The following is a 21,215-nucleotide window of genomic DNA, read 5'->3' on the forward strand; positions in this document are numbered from 1 at the left end:
CTCATTTTGTAAAACCGCCGCGCAGCACGATAAAGAGTGTGGTAGAATCCGCCACCCGCACCGCGTTGTGCTACCCAATCACAATGTTGAACCGTTGAATTGAAGTGTGAAACCTGACTGTTGAACCCATTTTTAAGGAGAGTCAATGAAAGTTATCGAAGGCGTTGTTGCTGCTCCCAATGCTCGTGTGGCAATCACTATTGCACGCTTTAACAGCTTCATCAACGACAGCCTGCTACAGGGCGCTGTTGATGCGCTCAAACGTATTGGTCAAGTTGCTGATGACAACATTACTGTAGTTTGGGTGCCGGGTGCCTATGAACTGCCACTCACCGCCCGTGTACTGGCCAACAGTGGTAACTATGATGCGGTGATTGCATTGGGTACCGTGATCCGTGGCGGTACCGCACATTTTGAATATGTTGCCGGTGAAGCGAGTTCTGGTTTGGGTCATGTTGCGCTGGATTGCCAGATCCCGGTCACATTTGGTGTACTCACTACCGAGAACATTGAGCAAGCGATCGAACGCGCTGGAACCAAAGCAGGTAATAAAGGTGCTGAAGCTGCACTGACTGCACTGGAAATGATCAATGTTATCAAAGCAATTAATGCCTGAATTTAGTTTAAGGGGAACGTTGTGAAACCTTCTGCTCGTCGTCGTGCGCGTGAATGCGCAGTTCAAGCGCTCTACTCTTGGCAAGTGTCGCACAATGACATTGCTGATATTGAACATCAATTTTTGACTGAGCAGGATGTCAAAGGTGCCGACATTACCTATTTTCGTGAACTGCTATCTGGGGTGGCAACCCATGCAACCCTACTCGATAGCCTAATGACTCCTTATCTGTCACGTCAGTTGGAGGAGCTTGGGCCTGTAGAACGCGCGGTGCTGCGTCTCGCGTTATATGAACTGAAGATGCGAGAAGATGTGCCCTATAAAGTCGCAATTAACGAGGCGATCGAACTGGCAAAAATCTTCGGTGCTGAGGATAGCCATAAGTTTGTTAATGGTGTGCTGGATAAAGCGGCCCCAACTATTCGCCAGAAAAGATAATCTGCCATCAGCCTCTATATTGTTGGAAAAGCAGCATGAGTTGTGGTGAATTTGAGTTAATCGCCCGTTATTTTAACCGAAGCTCCGTTGTACGCCGCGATGTGCAACTCGGTATCGGTGATGATTGCGCACTGTTGGCACCCAAAGAGAATCAGCTTCTGGCAATCAGCACCGATACCCTAGTTGCTGGTGTTCACTTCCTGCCTGATATCGATCCGGCAGATCTTGGTTACAAGGCATTAGCGGTTAACCTAAGTGATCTAGCCGCAATGGGGGCTGATCCTGCTTGGCTCAGCCTAGCATTAACACTGCCGCATGTTGATACTGCCTGGCTACAAGCATTTAGCGATGCGCTGTTTCAACCAATAAGTTACTACGGAATGCAACTGATTGGTGGTGACACTACCCGTGGGCCATTGAGCCTAACACTGACTATTCACGGATGGGTTCCGGCTGGACGGGCGTTAAAACGCAGCGGTGCCAAACCGGGTGACTGGATCTACGTCACTGGCACATTGGGCGATAGCGCTGCCGGTTTGGCAATTTTGCAGCAACGTCTCACTGTCAACCAACAAGCCGATCGTGATTATCTTGTCACCCGTCACCTACGGCCAACACCACGTATCCTGCATGGTCAAGCGCTGCGTAATTTGGCCAGCTCCGCTATCGATCTCTCCGACGGTGTGATCTCTGATCTGCAACATATACTGAAAGCCTCAGCCTGTGGCGCGCGTATTGCTCTCAACGCACTGCCACTCTCGCCTGCACTGCGTCGTCATGTCGATAGCGAACAGGCGTTGCGCTGGGCATTGAGTGGTGGTGAAGATTATGAACTCTGCTTTACCGTGCCAGAGATCAATCGCGGTGCTCTTGAAGTCGCACTAGGACATCTTGGCGCTGAGTACACCTGCATAGGTCAGATTGCTGCTGCCTCTGAAGGGGTAAAATTCTACCGCGATGGGCGCGAAGTCACACCTATCTGGCAGGGCTACGATCACTTTAATAGCGATGACACAACACCATGAAAGATGTAGCAAAAGCGCGTTTGCACCTCAGTAATCCAACACATCTGCTGGCGACCGGTTTTGGCAGTGGCCTGTCACCGATCATGCCGGGTACTGCTGGCTCGATCGCTGCTCTTCCGGTTTGGTGGTTATTGATTCAGTTTCCATGGCCATATTACTTGCTGCTGCTGCTACTGAGCTGCATTATCGGTATCTATCTGTGCCAAAAAACCGCCGATGACATGCAAGTGCATGATCATGGTAGTATCGTTTGGGATGAATTTGTTGGAATGTGGATCACGCTGTTGGCGTTACCACTCTATAACTGGCAATGGATCGCTGCTGGTTTTCTGCTCTTTCGGCTGCTTGATATTTATAAACCCTGGCCTATCCGCTGGTTCGATCGCAAATTGCACAATGGGTTAGGGATTATGATCGACGATGTACTGGCAGGTATGCTCGCGGCGGCGATCCTTTATGGTGTTGCTTACTGGCTCGGACACCCAGTACCAATGTTGTTTGCTGGATCGCTTGGTTAGCCTCCTCTGTTGGTAAACAAACAGTTAGCCCACTTCTAGCGGACAGTATTCCGTGTCAGAGCAAACCTGTATTGCAGTAGTGAGATGTGAACCAGACATCGGCTAGCCACGCTGGTTCACATACTTGCTGCCTAAGAGGGGTCACACCCAGTTTAACCACCCATTCCTGTTACATTAATAAAAATACTGATTAAACAACAGATTATAACACTGCACAGAAACCGCAGTGTACGGCTAGCAGGTGACGATGTTGAACATAGCCGATCTCCATCTCCATTACAGCAGCAGTGGCACAGAACCAGTTAAAAGGATCGGAAAATCAAACCTATCAAGCTAAATTCACCATCTATTAGCTTGATAGCTGAAGGCTAGTGTGCTTTACGCAATAGCAAAACGGCTAATAACCATTCAACGATAGCGATGAATATTAACAGGCTTAACGCATATTGATAGTTAGCGTTGGCTATGGTAACAGCAAACAGGTAGGGGAAGGCATAAACGCCGATAAAATAACATAAACTGAATAGCGTTAGGTTATTCTTTCTATCATTTTCTGTGGTTGCCTGGCTCACTGAAGCACTCTGAATTAATGGATAGACCAACCCATATGACAGCCCAAGCAGTGCGGAGGGGATTAGATAAAAAACATTCCCGTTAACAAAATTCATAAGCGCTATCGCCAGCGCCATGATCGCTAGCAGTAACACCATCATTAGCTCTTTAGCAAATGCGTTCACTAGCTTGGTCAATGTCAACCTTGCTACGATCACAGAAACCGTGTAGGCGATATAAAAATAGGAAAAGTCCAGATTTCTGGCATCAGCAATTAATGACTGAAAATTCATCATCGAACTAAAAATACAGGCGCCTAGGAATACCATTATCATCGGTGTAACCGCTTTGGTCGTCACCACCGTTTTCAATGACAAATGCGTGTTCGCGGCATGATGTGGCGTAGCTGATGCCGGTGCACGACAGAAGCAAAATGTCAAACCAGCCAATAATGCTGACAGCAATGCCGCACTATAGCTAGTCACGATAGAAAAACCATAACTCATTGAAAATTTAACCAATACAGGTGATAAACCAGCACCTAACATATTAAATGCTGAAATATAAGAAAAGTTATTTGTTCTATTTTGATCATTACTCAACTGTGAAATGATAATCGGGCCTAGGGTATAGACCACTCCCCAACCAACACCAAACAACACGCCAGCGAGATAGTATGAAAAGGTGTTGCCGTAAAGCACTAACATGATCGCGAGTGCATAAATAAAGCATCCACCACTGATTAATTTCTGATTAGAAACATATTGATATAGTCTGGGCAACAGCGCAATCGCAGGAAAAACACCTAACACCCCCATAGCAATGATCTTGCCAGAAAAAGAGACTGGCATTGATAAGTGCTGAGTAAAAAAGAGCGGAATAGTTAGCAGTACACCATAAGCAAAAGAGATTAAAAAAGAGCTGAAAAAAACCAGATTTATTTTATTTACACCTTTCATTCCTTATCCCCTGTAGAAATGACTAAAGCTAATTTCAATATTTTCAATTTGTTATTTTTAATATTAATCAAAATGAAGTCTAACTCTTATTTCAGTCGGTATAATCGGCAGCAAAAGATGGACACAGCTCGTGTGCTGAGATCAGCGCGTACACGCAGTATGTCAGCAGTTCATACGCTGCCTAGAGGTGCCTGCTAGCCAAAGACCCCAGTAGAGAGGTAACGATCACCACGATCACAGATAATTGCGACGATACGACTGCCAGGATTATCGGCTGCAAGACGCAATGCACCACTGACCGCTCCACCAGAACTAACACCACAAAAGATCCCTTCTCGCTGAGCCAGTTGACGCATCGTCTGTTCGGCCGCCTGTTGACTGATATCCAACAGTTGATCCACCAGTTCAGGTCGATAAATTCCAGGCAGGTACGCTGCGGGCCAACGACGAATGCCAGGAATTGAGCTGCCTTCTGCCGGTTGTAGCCCGATGATCTGGATCTGTGGTTTCTGCTGCTTCAGATAAGCACCAACCCCAGTAATAGTGCCGGTGGTTCCCATGCAGGAGACAAAGTGAGTCAAGTTACCTGCTGTTTGCTGCCAGATTTCAGGGCCTGTACTGGTGAAGTGAGCGTAAGGATTATCTTGGTTATTAAATTGATCCAGCACCCACCCTTGCCCTTGCTGCTGCATCGTTTGCGCCAGATCACGCGCACCCTCCATCCCCAGCTCACTACTTACCAGTATCAACTCAGCACCGTAGGCTCGCATCGCTGCTTGACGCTCTAAGCTCATGTTCTCCGGCATCAGCAATTTTAAACGGTAGCCTTTAACCGCACAGATCATTGCCAGTGCAATGCCCGTATTCCCGCTGGTTGCCTCGATCAGGCTGTCGCCTGGCTTGATCTCTCCTCGGCGTTCAGCCTGCTGGATCATCGCGAGCGCCGCACGATCTTTGACCGAACCTGCAGGGTTATTTCCCTCCAGTTTTAACCAGATCTCACTGTCTAGCCCCTCGGTGAGCCGCTGCAACTTAACCAGTGGGGTATTGCCTATACACTGCTCCAATATTGTCACGCTAGTCATCTCTCCTGTTGTCACTACCGCAAATTTGTCCGTCACGAGCTGATCGTTACAACCTAAGCGCTCTTCGCCAGTGCTATCGGCTGTAACTGTTGTTCACCGGCATAGAGCCGTGCATTGCAAGCACCGACATAGTAGCGACCAGCACGAACAGGCACTGGCTGTGTTGTTGGTAAGATAACGCTAAGTGGTGCCTGATGCCAACCTATTGGCTGCACAGTTAACTGCCAAAAATGACCATGCGGGTTAACTTCGATCACTTGTACCGGTAATGGGCAACGAGGGCTCGCGTCACTACTCAACGCCATCTCCCAAGGACGTAGAAACAGCTCTACGACACCTTGATATAACAGCGGCTGTGCCAAAGGCCACTGGTAGCCACCAACGAACAGTTGCGTGCCTCGGACCTCACCACTGAACTGGTTCACTTCACCAATAAATTCCAACACAAAACGGCTAGCAGGCTGATCAATGATCTCGCTGGGTGTGCCCACTTGTTCAATGTTACCTTGGCTCATTACCACCACGCGATCTGCCACCTCTAATGCCTCTTCTTGATCGTGGGTCACAAACACGCTGGTAAATTTCAGCTCTTCATGCAGTTGACGCAACCAGCGCCGCAACTCTTTGCGGACTTGAGCATCCAAGGCTCCGAATGGCTCATCAAGCAACAGAATTTGTGGCTCCACGGCTAATGCCCGCGCCAGCGCGACCCGCTGTCTCTGCCCACCTGAGAGCTGTGCCGGGTAGCGATTGGCAAAATGGCGCAACTGCACCATATCGAGTAGCTGAGTCACTTTCTGTTTGATCGCGGCGGCTGTCGGTCGCTGGCGACGTGGCAACACCGTCAAGCCAAAGGCAACGTTGTCAAATACGCTCATATGACGAAATAGCGCATAGTGTTGGAATACGAAACCGACCTGCCGATCTCGTGGGTGCAGTCCACTCACATCAACACCATGGAATGCCAGGCTACCACGGCTCTGCTGCTCTAGCCCGGCAATGATGCGCAGTAACGTGGTTTTACCCGATCCAGAGGGGCCTAACAGCGCTACCATTTCACCCGAGCAGATGTTCAACGAGATATCATGCAGCACTTGGCTACGTCCAAAGAATTTGTTGATACGGTTAATCTCGATACTCATTGCTGTTCCTCCGCTTCACGATATGACTGCTGGCGCTCGAGACGCCACTGTAATGCACTTTTTAACAACAGGGTTGCAATAGCCAGTAGTGTTAATAATGTGGCAGCAGTGAAAGCGCCAACGTTGTTGTAGTCTTGATGCAGCAGTTCAATCTGTAGCGGTAAGGTGTAAGTTTCGCCACGGATAGCACCAGAGACTACCGATACCGCACCAAACTCACCGATCGCTCGTGCATTGGTCAGTACCACTCCATATAGCAATGCCCAGCGGATATTTGGCAAAGTGACACGCCAAAACATCTGCCAGCCAGAAGCCCCTAGCAGCACCGCAGCCTCATCTTCCTGACTACCTTGGCTCATCATCAATGGCACCAGTTCGCGTACCACAAATGGGCAAGTGACAAAGAGGGTGACCAATACCATACCAGGCCAAGAGAACATCAATTGCAGGTTATGGCTCTCCAACCAGCCGCCTAGCGGGCCATTACTACCGTAAAACAGCAGATAAAGCAGCCCTGCAACCACCGGAGAAACGGCAAATGGGATATCAAACAGTGTTAATAGCAGTTGGCGGCCAGGAAAATTAAAGCGCGTCACTAACCAAGCCAGTAAGGTGCCAAATAGCAGATTGACCGGTACTGTAATCAGTGCCATCAGCAAGGTTAACCAGATCGCATGTAACATATCGGGTTCAACCAGATTCTGCCAAACTGCGTTCAGACCCAGTGATAATGCCTGGCTGAAGATCATCACCAGTGGCACGACCAGTAGCAGCAGGGTGAATAGCATACCCATGCTGATAAGCAGCCATTTCCCCCAATTTATCGTACCGTTCGCCGGAAGATTAACCTTGCGTATCACTGTCATGCTGCCCCCCCCAACCTGCGACCAAAACGGCTCTGCAAGATGTTAATCGCAAACAATAACAACAGCGAGGCTGCCAAGATCACTGAAGCGATAGCGCTAGCCGCCGGGTAGTCGAACTCTTGTAGGCGAACAAAAATCATCAGCGAAGTGACTTCAGTTTGCCAAGCGATATTTCCCGCAATAAAAATCACTGCGCCAAATTCACCTAGACTGCGAGTAAAAGAGAGCGCGGTGCCCGCCAGCAGTGCCGGCGCAATTTCCGGTAATATCACGCGATGAAAGGTTTGCCATCTACTGGCTCCCAGTGTTTCGGCTGCTTCTTCATACTCTAGTGCTAACTCCTCCAGTACTGGCTGCACTGTTCGCACCACAAACGGAATGCTAGTGAATGCCATTGCGACTGCAATTCCCAGCCAGGTGAACGAGACTTTGATATCAAACTGCGCCAACCATTGACCATACCAGCCACTGGTGGAGAACAACCCTGCCAAGGTTAACCCGGCTACTGCTGTTGGCAGTGCAAATGGCAGGTCGATCAACCCATCCAGCAATGTACGCCCCGGGAATTGATAACGGGTCAGGATCCAGGCCATTAACATGCCAAATAGTGCATTGAACAAGCTGGCAACACCAGCAGCGAGCAGTGTCACTTTATAGGCTGCTATTAGCTGTGGATGGCTGATCACTTGCCAATATTGTGCCAAGCTCATCTGTGCCAGTTGCATCAGCAATGCACTGAGCGGCAGTAACAGGATCAGACAGGTATAGAGCAGGCTGCAGCCGAGGCTGAGCGTGAAGCCAGGTAGCACACGTTTACTGGCCGGCTTCACCATTATTGATGCCCCTCAGCCAATAATTGGTCAAACTGTCCACCACTGGCGAAGTGGAGACGATTCGCCTCTGGCCAGGAGCCAAATTGCTCTTCAACCCGAAACAGTTTACTGGCGGGGAAGCGCTGCTGCACGTCTGCCATTGCATTCTGATCATAAACCCGGTAGTAAAATTCAGTGATTTTGCGCTGAGCTGCCGGACTGTAGAGATATTCAAGATAAGCTTTTGCCGCTAGCGCAGTGCCCTTTCTCTCAACATTCTTATCAATCCAGGTTACTGGAAATTCTGCCAATATGTTAACAGGAGGTACGATCACCTGATATTTTTCCACTCCATACTGCTGGCGAATATTATTAACCTCTGACTCAAAGCTAATTAATACGTCCCCAATGCCTCGTTCGACAAAGCTGGCGGTGGCGCCACGACCACCGGTATCGAATACCTGAACGTTTTTCAATAACTGGCGCATAAACTGTTGTGTCTGTTGCTGATCACCAGCATTTGCTAGGTTGCTAGCGCCCCAAGCAGCAAGGTAGGTGTAGCGGCCATTGCCGGAAGTTTTTGGGTTAGGAAACACCAGTTGTACATCACTGCGCGCTAGATCCTGCCAATTCTGGATCTGTTTTGGATTACCTGCACGCACGAGAAACGCCATTGTGGAGTAAAACGGTGAGCTGTTATTTGGCAAACGTTGCTGCCAATCTGCTGGGATCAGTTTGCCGCGATCGTGCAGGATCTGAACATCTGTGACCTGGTTATAGGTGACGACATCAGCACGTAGCCCCTGCAAAATCGCCAGTGCCTGTTTGGAAGATCCCGCATGAGACTGTTTAATCGTGATTTTTTCATTAGGATGTTGCTGCTGCCATTGCTGTTCAAATGCCGGATTCAGCGCGGCAAACAGTTCGCGCGAAATATCATAGGAGCTGTTAAGCAGTTCTAGCGCCGATGTGTTACCACTGCTCACAAGCAGTAGTGCCAATCCGCTGTTGCATATTATTTTTTTTAACTGAATAAATGTCATGCCACACCTCTTCACATTTTTGCCGTTATTCTACTTTCGGTTTCACTTCCAGCAGCCCAACAATTCGTCACTTGATGGTCGCTAGTGTATTGAGGAGCAAGGCCAGATATATAACGCTTTTATATACTATTTTGCGATTTTCAAGTGTTAAACGCTATAAGTGTCATTTTCCGAAGGAAGGATGAGAGCCAGTCTCCTGGCTCGCGGTAGGTCGAAATGTGCCATCAACCAGCTATAGCGCCAGTAGACGGGTCAGTGACGGGGCAAAGTAGTAACCACCAGTTACCGGGCGACTAAAGCGCAACATAGCGTCATGTTTGCCATCAAGGTGGCCAAACATGCTCAGTAGCTGCTGTTCCAGGTTGTACAGCCGCGCACAGTAGGCGATAAAATAGAGGCCATGCTTACCGCTGGCTGTGCCATACGGCAAACTTTGCCGCAAAATTTTCAGCCCTTTGCCCTGTTGTTTCAGATCAACACGGCTAACGTGTGAGGTATCTGGCCGTTTGTCAGCAGGAAGTTCTTCACTCTCCTGTTTGGTTCTACCAATGATCTGTTGTTGCTGCTCTACCGTGAAACGCTGCCACTGTTGCAGGTTATGCTCATAACGCTGAACCAAAACATAGCTGCCGCCTTGATCTACTTCACCTTCAGTAATCAGTGCCACCGCTGCACGCTGTTCGTTTTGCGGGTTTTCAGTACCATCAATAAAACCGCTGAGGTCACGATCTTCTACCCAGCGGAAACCATGCGTCTCCTCGTCAACTCGAATTGCTGTACCAAATACCGCTAATGCCGCTTGTGCCACGCTGAAGTTTACGTCGTGACGTAGTGATTGAATGTGGATCAACAGATCGCGCTGAGTTGCTGGTGCCAACCCTTTACCCAGTGTGGTGAAGGGTTTCAGTTCACTGGCACCTTCACCCGAACTAAGCTGGTACCAAGTGTGCGCACCAAAGGCAATCACTGCCCCCAGTTGAGCGTCGGGGAATTGTTGCTGTAACTGTGTCAATGCCTGGCAAAACTGTCGACTGGCACGACGCACTTCATCCAATTCCCCTACCACTGTCGCTTCTATAAAAATGCCGAAACGGCAATGTTCCAATAAGATACCACTCTGAGCCTGCACCATGTTCCATTACCTTATCAACTAAATTGAGGAGATAACTATAGCCTGTTGCAACTGGCGATATAAAGTGAATAACGCAGATTAATCATCAGTCTCTGCCCACTGGGAGTCACCTGATTCTTTAGCTAAATATTGTGCTAATTCTGCGTGAGGGAATGCCTTGCTCGGCTAGTATTGCACTGTAACGGTATGATCAGCAGCCAACATGCTGCGAGGGAACGAGCGAGAGAGACTCAGCGTGAACCCCAGAGTTCAAGGTTCACGCTGCAAACGTGCCAGCAGAAGCCAGCGCGGGAGGTGGATTAGTCGTCGAGGAAGCTGCGCAACACTTCTGAACGACTTGGGTGACGCAATTTACGCAGTGCTTTCGCTTCGATCTGGCGAATACGCTCGCGTGTGACATCAAATTGCTTGCCGACCTCTTCCAACGTGTGATCGGTATTCATATCAATACCAAAACGCATACGCAGTACCTTTGCTTCCCGTGCGGTTAAACCCGCCAGTACATCGTTGGTGGCGGTACGCAAACTCTCTGAAGTCGCCGAGTCAAGCGGCAATTCGAGGGTTGTATCTTCAATAAAATCACCAAGATGTGAATCTTCATCATCACCAATCGGCGTTTCCATTGAAATCGGTTCTTTAGCGATTTTCAGTACTTTGCGGATCTTATCTTCCGGCATCAGCATCCGTTCAGCTAACTCTTCCGGCGTGGGTTCTCGCCCCATTTCCTGTAGCATCTGGCGTGAAATACGGTTGAGTTTGTTAATTGTCTCAATCATATGCACCGGAATACGGATAGTGCGTGCCTGATCAGCAATCGAACGAGTGATCGCCTGACGGATCCACCAAGTGGCATAAGTTGAAAACTTATAACCCCGGCGATACTCAAACTTATCTACCGCTTTCATCAGGCCAATATTCCCTTCCTGGATCAGATCGAGGAACTGTAGACCACGGTTGGTATATTTCTTGGCGATCGAGATAACCAGACGCAAGTTTGCCTCTACCATCTCCTTTTTGGCACGACGTGCCTTCGCTTCACCAATCGACATACGGCGGTTGATGTCTTTGACCTGATCAATCGTTAGCCCTGTCTCTTGTTCGATCTGAGCCAATTTCTGTAAGCTGCGCTGAACTTCTTCACCGACATCCTGCAATCTTTCGGACCACGGTTTGCCCATCGCTAATGCAGCAGAGAACCAAGTCTCGCTGGTTTCATTACCAGTAAACAGGCTGACAAAGTTCTTCTTTGGCATTTTGCACTGCTCAACACAGAGCTTCATGATCAAGCGTTCCTGGCTACGAACTCGCTCCATCATGCTGCGCATTGAGTTAACCAGAAAATCGAACTGTTTCGGCACCAGACGGAACTGTTTGAACACTTCCGATAAGTTGTGGATCTCCTCTATCGCACGCTGATGACTCCGCCCATGCTTCTTGATCGCTAGGCGCGTGGTCTCATATTGCGCACGCAGATCAGCAAACTTCTGACGCGCTAACTCAGGATCGATGCTGTGATCGTCTTCACTCTCTTCCTCAGCCTCTTCATCAACATCGTGCTCTTCGGCTGGCAGTTCCGAACCAATATGCGTTGCCGTTGGTGCCAAATCTTCCTGCTGCGCATCAGGATCAACGAAGCCGGTGATCAAATCAGAGAGCCGCGTTTCGCCCGCTTCTACCCGATCATACTGTTCGAGCAGGTAGGTGATCGCCTCAGGATACTCGGCAACCGAGCACTGTACCTGGTTGATGCCATCCTCGATACGTTTGGCGATATCAATTTCGCCCTCACGCGTCAGCAATTCAACGGTACCCATTTCACGCATATACATGCGTACTGGGTCCGTGGTACGGCCAATTTCAGATTCAACACTGGAAAGCACCTGAGCTGCCGCTTCTGCCGCATCTTCATCGGCATCGGTGGTGTGCTCAGCCAGCATTAAATCATCAGCATCAGGTGCTTCTTCCATCACCTGAATGCCCATGTCGTTAATCATCTGGATGATGTCTTCGATCTGATCAGAATCGACGATATCTTCTGGCAGATGGTCATTGACCTCAGCATAGGTCAAATAGCCTTGCTCCTTACCACGGGTGACAAGTAGCTTAAGCTGTGACTGCGGGTTTTGCTCCATAAGGCGGTATCCACGCTTCAGAGTAATTTGGGTTGGTGTCGGTCGGCGAAACTGCCAACAATATCATTTGGGACGTTTTTATTATTGCCGCTGCCCAGATGTGGCGGCATATCGCAAGGCTCACTCCCTGCATTTAGCGGCACTTAAGCCGTTCGGTATAGGTGTTATACCCTTCAGACGTAACGTAGCAGAGTTGTTACTCCTCTGTAACGTCAATTCATCAGGATATCTTTAGTGTTTTTTGGCCAATATCTGATTCAGTGAACGCACCTCTTCGCGCTCTTCCTGGCTCAAACTTGCCGTTCTCGCCTTTGCAATCAGGGTTTCCAATCGCTGTTCAAGTACTGAATCATACAAACTTGCCAAGGTATCCAAAAAGGTCTGTTCAATCATCTCATCGACGATCATATGGTTCCACATCGCGAGACTTTCAAGCTGCTGACTAAATTTGTTATCCCGATAAAGCTCCAGTAGCTGACCTGTGGTTAGACCGGGTTGCGCTAAACAAGTTTGCACTAACTCAATAAAAAGCGTTAAACCCGCCTGATTAGCCTGTTCAAGACCTTCTAATGAAGGTATAAGTGTAGCCAACTGCGGGTTCTGTACGAGTAACCCGACTAAGATCCGCATGGTGGTGCGTTTTAACTGTACCGCGCGATAACCATTTGTTGCTGTTGCCTGTCTCGGCATCAACTTATCCAGTTGGTTATCATCCAGCAGACCTAATTTGTTACCTAATTGCTGGCGCAGATACAATCGCAGTGTTTCGCCTGGCACCTGACCAATCAGCGGCAGAGCTAGTGTACTCAATTTTGCCCGCCCATCTACGCTACTTAAGTCAACTTGCGTCACCAGTGTTTCAAACAAGAAGGTGGAGAGCGGTTGCGCATGCTCGATGCGCTGTTCAAACGCCTGCTTTCCTTCTTTACGTACCAGAGTATCTGGATCTTCACCATCAGGTAAAAACATAAAACGCAACTGTCGACCATCATTCAAGTAAGGCAGTGCAGTTTCCAATGCTCGCCAAGCTGCCTCGCGCCCTGCGCGATCGCCATCATAACAACAGATGACATTATCAGTCACACGAAACAGTAGCTGAACGTGTTCAGCGGTAGTCGAGGTACCCAATGAGGCCACTGCGTAATCAATACCATATTGAGCCAGTGCTACCACATCCATATAGCCTTCAACTACCAACAGGCGCTGCGGATTGCTCTGTTGCTGCTGTGCTTCATATAAGCCGTACAGTTGCCGGCCTTTGTGAAATATTTCGGTCTCTGGTGAATTGAGATATTTCGGCATCCCTTCCCCCAGAACCCGTCCACCAAAAGCAATCACTCGCCCACGCTTGTCGCGGATCGGGAACATGACACGTTCACGAAAGCGATCGTAGCTGCGCCCTTGCTCATTAGTCACCAGCATTCCGGCATCGTTCAGTGCGGCCAGGCCACCGGCTGCGCGACCGAAGCGCTTTAACGCATTGTCCCAACCTGCTGGGGCAAAACCAATAGCAAAATGGCGAATAATCTCTTCACTCAAACCACGTTGACTGAGGTAATTTCTCGCCTGTTGACCATGACTCTGCTGCAACGACTGCTGATAGAACTCGCTCAGTTGCCCCATCAGTTGATATAGGCTCTGGCGCTGGTGACGTTCCATCTGTGTTGGGCCACTACCTGCCTCATACGGCACATCAAGACCGTGCATTGCCGCCAACTCTTCGATGGTTTCGACAAATTCAAGCCGATCATAATTCATCAAAAAGTCGATGGCATTACCGTGCGCACCACAACCAAAGCAGTGATAGAACTGTTTTTCCCCATTCACCGTAAACGAGGGGGTCTTTTCATTATGGAATGGACAGCACGCGTGATAATTTTTACCCTGTTTCTTGAGTTTTACTCGTATATCGATGAGATCAACAATATCGGTGCGAGCCAGCAAGTCATTGATAAATACGCGAGGAATTCGCCCAGCCATAAGCTTTTATTCAATTTCCTATAAACGAGAATAAGCCGCGCATTTCTTAAGGAAATGCACGGCCTTCATATGCAACTACTCGGTCTGCGTGTTCTTGGAAATTAAAAATCACGCGGTGGGGCTAACCCCTAAGGATCAATACAGACGAGTGCGGCGTGCGTTTTCGCGAGCCAACTTCTTCGCATGACGTTTTACTGCCGACGCCTTAGCGCGCTTACGCTCTGTCGTTGGTTTTTCATAGAACTCACGACGACGAACTTCAGCCAAAACTCCTGCTTTCTCGCAAGAACGCTTGAAACGACGTAGAGCAACGTCAAATGGCTCGTTTTCACGTACTTTAATTACCGGCATGTGCCTCTCACCTCAATAAAATTCGCTTTTTTGCTGACCAAACGCCAACATTTCAGAATGGTGCCGAATTCTACTGTAAGGAATATGGCTTTGTAAAGGAGAAATCAAAAGCGCCAAACACGCCCGGCGAGCCAGAACCAAAATCGACTCGGTTATGTTAGACTGACGCAACGCAGTGAACACAAACTGCTAATCCCTCGGTAAACAACGGAAACAACAATGCGCGTACTGGGTATCGAAACATCCTGTGATGAAACTGGCATTGCCATCTACGATGATGAAGCAGGTCTACTCGCCAATCAACTCTATAGTCAAGTTAAAATCCATGCTGACTATGGTGGTGTGGTGCCTGAACTGGCCTCACGCGACCATGTGCGCAAGACGGTGCCGCTTATTCAGGCGGCGCTGCAACAGGCTAACCTCACCGCCGACGATATTAATGCGGTTGCTTATACAGCAGGGCCTGGGCTAGTGGGTGCCTTATTGGTTGGTGCAACCATTGGCCGTGCGCTGGCATTCGCTTGGCAAGTCCCTGCCGTGGCAGTTCACCATATGGAGGGGCACTTACTGGCCCCAATGCTAGAAGCTCAGCCACCTCAGTTTCCTTTTGTCGCACTGCTGGTCTCCGGTGGGCACACCCAGTTGATCCAAGTGACCGGGATTGGTGAGTACACGCTACTGGGGGAGTCAATCGATGATGCAGCAGGTGAAGCATTCGACAAAACAGCAAAACTATTGGGACTAGACTATCCAGGTGGGCCACTGTTGTCACAATTGGCACAACAAGGGGTCACTGGACGCTTCACTTTCCCACGACCAATGACAGATCGTCCCGGGTTAGATTTCAGTTTCTCTGGTTTGAAAACCTTTGCCGCCAACACTGCCCGCACGCATGGTGACGATCCACAAACCCGGGCCGATATCGCACGCGCCTTTGAAGATGCCGTGGTTGACACTTTGGCGATCAAATGCAAACGCGCCCTTGAGCAAACTGGATTGAACCGATTGGTGGTCGCTGGTGGTGTCAGCGCCAACCGTACCTTACGTGATAAGCTGGCTAGCGTGATGCAACAGCGCGGCGGTCATGTTTTTTATCCCCGCCCCGAATTCTGCACCGATAACGGTGCGATGATCGCTTATGCCGGTATGGTGCGCTTAAATAGCCCGCAGACATCTCTGGGCGTCACTGTGCATCCACGCTGGCCACTGGCTCAGTTAACCCCTGTTGGTCAGTAGCACCCCACTTTAGTCAGCGGTAAGCCTGCTGCAACCGGTTGATTGTGCTAAAAACGGCGACCGTACATGGTTGATAGCCACCAATCTTGCCCTCAGGTTGACTATTTCTCTTGCGGAAACAGTAGATTGAGCACAATCGCTGTGATACCACCGGCAGCGATGCCGGAAGAGAACAACGTTTTTAGCCAATCGGGAGAAAACTGTAGGATCAGCGGCTGCTGTGACACACCCAAACCGACGGCAAGCGACAGCGCGATAATCATGATCGCACGTCGATTCAACGTTTCACGCGCCACAATCCGAACGCCAGATGCTGCAATGGTGCCAAACATCACAATGGTTGCACCACCAAGTATCGGTTCGGGGATCTGCTGGACAAAACCCGCAACACCAGGAAAGATGCCCAGCAACATCAGCATCAGTGCCACTAGAAAGCCAACGTAACGGCTGGCGACCCCTGTCAGTTGGATCACACCATTGTTTTGGCTAAAACAGGAGTTAGGGAAGGTGTTAAACATCGCCGATAACATTGAGTTCAGGCCATTTGCCAATACTCCACCTTTTAAACGCCTCATATATAGTGGCCCACTAACCGGTTGTTCCGAGACATCTGAGGTGGCGGTGATATCACCGATCGTCTCAAGCGAAGTCACCATAAACACCAGCATCAACGGCAATAGTAAACCCCAGTCAAAGCCCAGCCCATAATAGAGCGGCATAGGCAACATCACTAACGGGGCCGTTCCATCAGCCTGTGTAGCCGGTAGCATCCCTAACCACCAGGCGAGCAGATAGCCAATCGCCATCGCTATCACCAATGAGGCGACACGCAGATAAGGATTACGTTGCCGATTCAGCGCAATAATGACCCCCAGCACCACACCCGCCAACAGCAAGTTATCAGGAGCGCCAAAAGTTTGATTATTAAGCGCAGCATAACCACCACCGATCGAAGTTAAGCCAATCTGGATCAGCGACAAGCCAATAATCATCACCACAATGCCAGAGACCAGTGGCGTAATAATTCGGTGTGCCAGGTGTAGCACCCGTGAGAGTAAAATTTCAGTGCAGGCAGCGAGCATCAAAGTACCAAACAGTGCCGCCATCATGGTCGGGATATCAGCCCCACCATTTTTTAGTGCCAATCCCCCCATGATCAGCGGAGCCACAAAGTTGAAACTGGTACCTTGGATCGATAGCAGCCCCGAACCGACTGGTCCCCAGGTTCTGATTTGTAAAATAGAGGCCAAGCCGGAGGCGAATAACGACATACTGATAATGCGCTGAGTATCTTGTGGCGGCAGCCCCAGTGCTTGGCAAATCAGTATCGCAGGAGTGATCACGGCAACAAACATCGCTAACAGATGTTGGCTGGCAGCAAATAGCGCTTGCGGCAGAGGTGGGCGCTCATCCAGGTGATAGATCAGTTCACTGCTGCCTGTACTGGCCGATCTATCCGCTCTATTACCAGACCTGGTGGATTGAATCGTCATGGCAGTGTATTCTCACAGCGGAAAAGAGGGCATTTTAATCTGCCAGTGAAGAAAAGCAAACGGTTGCTTAACAATATATCTGTACTATCCTCAAAGGCACCCTACTCCATTTTGTGTAGCATACCGCTGGTTAAAAACGACACAGAAAGCGCTGTCAAATTGCACAAGATGGAGGAAAAACTTTATGAGCGTCTCATTTCCACCTATTTTCTCTTGTGTTGTTTACGATTTTTACTTCTAATCCTGCACTCACTAAGTTAAAAAATTGAGTGGAATTTGTAACTTATTATTTACTATTGCTTTAATCATACGGGGTAACTAGATGTTCCATCTTGATACTTATGGCACTTTAGTCGCTGCCACACTGGTTCTGCTGCTCGGCGGCAAATGTGTGCGTTCGATTCCTCTGCTAAGAAAATATACAATCCCAGCACCCGTTGCTGGTGGCCTGTTGGTTGCATTATTGCTGCTGGTTATCAAGAAAACAGTCAATTGGGAAATCGGCTTCGATATGTCGCTGAAAGATCCCCTAATGCTGGCTTTTTTCGCCACCGTAGGTCTAAATGCTAACCTCGCCCGTTTACGAGCGGGTGGTAAGGCACTGGTTGTTTTCCTGTTTGTAGTGCTTGGTCTATTGCTGGTACAGAACGGTATCGGTGTCGGTATGGCAAAAATGCTCGGCCTCGATCCATTAATGGGTCTAATCGCCGGTTCTATCACCCTTTCCGGTGGTCACGGTACTGGTGCCGCGTGGAGTAAAGTGTTTGTTGAGCAGTACGGTTTTGCCAACGCCACCGAAGTTGCGATGGCTTGTGCTACTTTCGGACTGGTTCTCGGTGGGCTGATTGGTGGTCCGGTTGCGCGCCATTTGGTCAAACGCTCCTCGATACCCGATGCAGCAGCAGAGGACAGTGTACAACCCAGTGGTTTTGAAAAACCGGAAAGTGGCCGTTTGATCACTTCGCTGGTACTGGTCGAAACCATTGCTATGATCGCTGTCTGCCTCAGCTTCGGTAACATCATTGCCGACGCACTGAGAGGTACGGTTTTCGAGTTACCGACCTTTGTCTGTGTACTGTTTATGGGCGTAATTGTCAGCAACACGCTCTCGGCAACTGGGTTATATACCATCTTCGAACGTGCTGTTTCGGTGCTTGGCAACGTCAGTTTATCGCTGTTTTTGGCCATGGCACTGATGAGCCTACGCCTCTGGGAACTTGCCTCGCTGGCACTGCCAATGTTGCTGATCCTCTCGGTACAGGCACTGGTGATGGCGCTGTATGCTATTTTTGTCACCTATCGAGTCATGGGGCGCTCTTACGATGCGGCCGTGTTAGCGGCAGGCCATTGCGGTTTTGGTATGGGAGCAACTCCGACAGCAATTGCTAATATGCAGGCGATCACTGATCGTTTTGGCCCTTCACACCTGGCATTTTTAGTCGTGCCAATGGTGGGTGCATTCTTTATCGATATCGCCAACGCGATCATTATTAAGCTTTATCTAATGTTGCCTGGCTTTACTACCGTTGTCGGGTAACCCCTTTCAGTACCTAATTGATGAGTTATAGCTTTACCGATACGCATTGCCACTTTGACTTTCCTCCTTTTTGTGGTGATGAACAAGCCAGCCTTCAGCGTGCTGCTGAGGCTGGCGTACAGCAGATTATTGTGCCGACAGTGACTGCTGCCGGTTTTGCGCCGGTTTTAGCACTGGCACAACAATACCCTGCTTTGTTTGCTGCGCTGGGGCTACACCCACTCTATGTACAGCAGCATCAAGACCACCACTTGGTTGAATTAAGCCAAGCCCTGGCGACTCAACCAACGAAACTGATTGCTGTGGGTGAGATCGGGCTGGATCTCTATATGCCCGATCCCTGCTTTGCACGCCAACAGACTCTGCTAGCTGCTCAATTAAAACTGGCAAAACAGTATGATCTGCCAGTGTTACTACACTCGCGCCGCAGCCATGATCAACTCAGTATGCTGCTACGCCGCGCCGATTTACCGCGCCGAGGTGTGGTACACGGTTTTGCTGGTAGCTTGGCACAAGCGCAAACCTTTTTAAGCCTGGGATATTACATTGGCGTTGGTGGTACTATCACTTATCCGCGTGCGCAGAAAACCCGCCGCGTGATAGCGCAGTTACCGCTCGCTTCGCTACTGCTCGAGACTGATGCTCCTGACATGCCGCTGGCAGGCTATCAAGGGCAAGCCAACCGACCTGAACGTTTGCGTGAGATTTTCTCAGCACTTTGCCAGCTACGTGATGAGCCTGCCGCAGAGATTGCCTGGCAACTACAGCAAAATGTACAAGTGCTGTTTGGTTTGAATAAGACCTCTGCTTCGCTCGTTTCCCCGTGCTGAGCCATCCGCACAATAAGCGCAGTCTTTTAATCGATTGCTTTGATTAATCAATAGCATTGATTAGCCTATCACATTAGTTAATCTGCTGGTTTCGCGGTGCTAAATGCTTTATAACATTGCCCAGTGATTGATTGTCGACAAGGGAAAAATAGGTGAAATATCCATCAGTGCCATTAAATCAAAATGATAACGGCTGGTTAATCGATCATCAGCAAACCACACGTTATCCCGTGTTGGTGGGAAACCAAACCGCTGATTGGGTAGTGGTAGGTTCTGGCTTTGCTGGCGTCTCTTTTGCCCGACGATTGGCCTGTCTAAATCCAGAACTAAAGATTATTCTGATTGATGCCAACGGTGCTGCAGAGAGTTCATCAGCCAGAAATTCCGGATTTATCATTGGGCTGCCACACAATATCGGCAGTTCAACCGCTGAACTGAAAAAAGCACAAGGCTATCGTTCGCTACTACAGGCGGGGATCAACCAACTCAGTACCCTGATCGGCCAGCATCAGATCGTGTGTCAATGGGAGAATATTGGTAAATACCATTGCCAAGTTTCAAGCAGCAACCAACGAATATTAAAAGAGTACTGCGATCACCTCTCAATGATGGAAGAACCATACCAACTCCTGCAACAGGACGAACTGGAGCAAAAGCTGGCTACCCGTTTTTATCGGCAGGGGATCTACACCCCAAACACGATCCTAGTTAATCCGGCTAGCCTGATTATTGGCTTGGTTGATCACCTGCCACAAAATGTCACGGTGTATAACCACAGCCCAGTGATGGAGATCAACTACGGTAATAACATTCAGGTACGTACTCCTTATGGCACGCTGATAACGGGTAATATCATGCTGGCTACCAATGCCCTCTCGCGTGAACTGTTACCGGCGACCAGCAGACAGGCAGCAATGGCAACATTTGCCAGTATCACCGCACCACTGACCGCCGAGCAGCGCCAACGATTACCCGAGATGAGCAGTTGGGGACTAACACCGGTTAATGCGATCGCCGGTGCCACGCTGCGCTATACACCAGACCACCGTTTTCTTATCCGCCAGCATGTGATCCCAGCCCTGAATGGTGCAGTAACTGCCGCGCAAACCTATCAGGCAACGGAGCAGCATCGTAGGCTGTTTAATAAAATTTACCCGCAATTAAATGACGTGCCAGTGCTGCGTACCTGGTCTGGCACCATCAGTGTGACGAGGAATGGTGCTCCCGTTTGGGGCAAATTAAAAAAAGGGGTTTATACCGCTGGCGGATGCAATGGCGCAGGTATCGCTAAGCAGACCATCGCTGGCAGCCTGTTAGCCGATTACGCGTTAAGCCAACATCATCCGCTGATTGGTGCCATGCTCGAACTCGGGCACGCCAACTACCTGCCACCATCACCATTGTTGGATGTTGCAATCAAACTGTCGTTGGCTAAAGAGCGTTTTCTCGGGCGCTCAGAGGGGTAATA

General features: G+C 49.4%; 19 protein-coding genes. 8 read left to right on the forward strand and 11 right to left on the reverse strand.

Annotation, left to right across the window (positions count from 1 at the left end):
- Nucleotides 1-145: 145 nt before the first annotated feature.
- From ribH to pgpA, 4 genes are read left to right on the forward strand one after another with little or no spacing between them, the layout of a single operon-like run.
- On the forward strand, nt 146-616 hold the full coding sequence (ribH, locus tag EOJ37_RS06735) for a 6,7-dimethyl-8-ribityllumazine synthase (RefSeq protein ID WP_127959161.1): 471 nt from the start codon (nt 146-148) through the stop codon (nt 614-616).
- Between the two features lie 21 nt (nt 617-637).
- Nucleotides 638-1,054: a transcription antitermination factor NusB gene (gene nusB / locus EOJ37_RS06740; RefSeq protein ID WP_127959163.1), complete on the forward strand. Its 417-nt coding sequence runs from the start codon at nt 638-640 to the stop codon at nt 1,052-1,054.
- A gap of 35 nt (nt 1,055-1,089) precedes the next feature.
- Nucleotides 1,090-2,079, forward strand: coding sequence for a thiamine-phosphate kinase (gene thiL, locus EOJ37_RS06745; protein ID WP_127959165.1), 990 nt, complete (start codon nt 1,090-1,092; stop codon nt 2,077-2,079).
- On the forward strand, nt 2,076-2,597 hold the full coding sequence (pgpA, locus tag EOJ37_RS06750) for a phosphatidylglycerophosphatase A (protein ID WP_127959167.1): 522 nt from the start codon (nt 2,076-2,078) through the stop codon (nt 2,595-2,597). The genes thiL and pgpA overlap by 4 nt, the downstream gene beginning before the upstream one ends.
- A 368-nt stretch (nt 2,598-2,965) precedes the next feature.
- Here pgpA and EOJ37_RS06755 read toward each other — a convergent pair whose 3' ends face one another.
- The 10 genes from EOJ37_RS06755 to rpsU form a co-directional block, all read right to left on the reverse strand.
- A complete protein-coding gene (locus EOJ37_RS06755) occupies nt 2,966-4,108 on the reverse strand; it encodes an MFS transporter (RefSeq protein WP_127959169.1) in 1,143 nt (380 codons plus the stop codon).
- Between the two features lie 194 nt (nt 4,109-4,302).
- Nucleotides 4,303-5,184 (reverse strand): cysteine synthase CysM, encoded by an 882-nt coding sequence (gene cysM / locus EOJ37_RS06760; protein WP_127959222.1) that lies wholly within the window; start codon nt 5,182-5,184, stop codon nt 4,303-4,305.
- Between the two features lie 62 nt (nt 5,185-5,246).
- Complete coding sequence (gene cysA, locus EOJ37_RS06765) at nt 5,247-6,335, reverse strand: sulfate/thiosulfate ABC transporter ATP-binding protein CysA (protein WP_127959171.1); 1,089 nt, start codon at nt 6,333-6,335, stop codon at nt 5,247-5,249.
- Nucleotides 6,332-7,201, reverse strand: a complete 870-nt coding sequence (cysW, locus tag EOJ37_RS06770; protein ID WP_127959173.1) for a sulfate/thiosulfate ABC transporter permease CysW — start codon at nt 7,199-7,201, stop codon at nt 6,332-6,334. The genes cysA and cysW overlap by 4 nt, the downstream gene beginning before the upstream one ends.
- Nucleotides 7,198-8,034 carry a sulfate/thiosulfate ABC transporter permease CysT gene (cysT, locus tag EOJ37_RS06775; RefSeq protein ID WP_127959174.1) on the reverse strand — a complete coding sequence of 279 codons (837 nt, stop codon included), beginning with the start codon at nt 8,032-8,034 and terminating at the stop codon, nt 7,198-7,200. The genes cysW and cysT overlap by 4 nt, the downstream gene beginning before the upstream one ends.
- Entirely contained in the window at nt 8,034-9,056 is a 1,023-nt protein-coding gene (gene cysP, locus EOJ37_RS06780; protein ID WP_127959175.1) for a thiosulfate ABC transporter substrate-binding protein CysP, read from the reverse strand. Before cysP ends, cysT begins: the two co-directional genes overlap by 1 nt.
- Before the next feature lie 232 nt (nt 9,057-9,288).
- Nucleotides 9,289-10,188: a Dyp-type peroxidase gene (locus tag EOJ37_RS06785; RefSeq protein WP_127959176.1), complete on the reverse strand. Its 900-nt coding sequence runs from the start codon at nt 10,186-10,188 to the stop codon at nt 9,289-9,291.
- Nucleotides 10,189-10,487: 299 nt separating this feature from the next.
- Entirely contained in the window at nt 10,488-12,320 is a 1,833-nt protein-coding gene (gene rpoD, locus EOJ37_RS06790) for an RNA polymerase sigma factor RpoD (RefSeq protein WP_127959177.1), read from the reverse strand.
- A gap of 231 nt (nt 12,321-12,551) precedes the next feature.
- Nucleotides 12,552-14,300, reverse strand: a complete 1,749-nt coding sequence (dnaG, locus tag EOJ37_RS06795; protein ID WP_127959178.1) for a DNA primase — start codon at nt 14,298-14,300, stop codon at nt 12,552-12,554.
- Between the two features lie 135 nt (nt 14,301-14,435).
- Nucleotides 14,436-14,651 carry a 30S ribosomal protein S21 gene (gene rpsU, locus EOJ37_RS06800; RefSeq protein WP_001144069.1) on the reverse strand — a complete coding sequence of 72 codons (216 nt, stop codon included), beginning with the start codon at nt 14,649-14,651 and terminating at the stop codon, nt 14,436-14,438.
- A 219-nt stretch (nt 14,652-14,870) separates the two neighbouring features.
- On the opposite strand from rpsU, the gene tsaD reads away from it, so the two are divergent.
- Complete coding sequence (gene tsaD, locus EOJ37_RS06805; RefSeq protein WP_127959179.1) at nt 14,871-15,887, forward strand: tRNA (adenosine(37)-N6)-threonylcarbamoyltransferase complex transferase subunit TsaD; 1,017 nt, start codon at nt 14,871-14,873, stop codon at nt 15,885-15,887.
- 101 nt (nt 15,888-15,988) lie between these two features.
- On the opposite strand, the gene EOJ37_RS06810 is transcribed toward tsaD, so the two are convergent.
- Complete coding sequence (locus EOJ37_RS06810; RefSeq protein WP_127959180.1) at nt 15,989-17,380, reverse strand: uracil-xanthine permease family protein; 1,392 nt, start codon at nt 17,378-17,380, stop codon at nt 15,989-15,991.
- Nucleotides 17,381-17,702: 322 nt separating this feature from the next.
- On the opposite strand from EOJ37_RS06810, the gene gltS reads away from it, so the two are divergent.
- The 3 genes from gltS (at nt 17,703) to EOJ37_RS06825 (ending at nt 21,213) form a co-directional block, all read left to right on the forward strand.
- Entirely contained in the window at nt 17,703-18,917 is a 1,215-nt protein-coding gene (gltS, locus tag EOJ37_RS06815; protein ID WP_127959181.1) for a sodium/glutamate symporter, read from the forward strand.
- A gap of 20 nt (nt 18,918-18,937) precedes the next feature.
- On the forward strand, nt 18,938-19,747 hold the full coding sequence (locus tag EOJ37_RS06820) for a TatD family hydrolase (protein ID WP_127959182.1): 810 nt from the start codon (nt 18,938-18,940) through the stop codon (nt 19,745-19,747).
- 152 nt (nt 19,748-19,899) lie between these two features.
- On the forward strand, nt 19,900-21,213 hold the full coding sequence (locus tag EOJ37_RS06825) for an NAD(P)/FAD-dependent oxidoreductase (RefSeq protein ID WP_127959183.1): 1,314 nt from the start codon (nt 19,900-19,902) through the stop codon (nt 21,211-21,213).
- Nucleotides 21,214-21,215 lie beyond the last annotated feature (2 nt).

It is taken from the genome of Serratia microhaemolytica (genome assembly GCF_004011885.1).
In the GTDB taxonomy this organism is placed as follows: Bacteria; Pseudomonadota; Gammaproteobacteria; order Enterobacterales; family Enterobacteriaceae; genus Serratia_G; species Serratia_G microhaemolytica.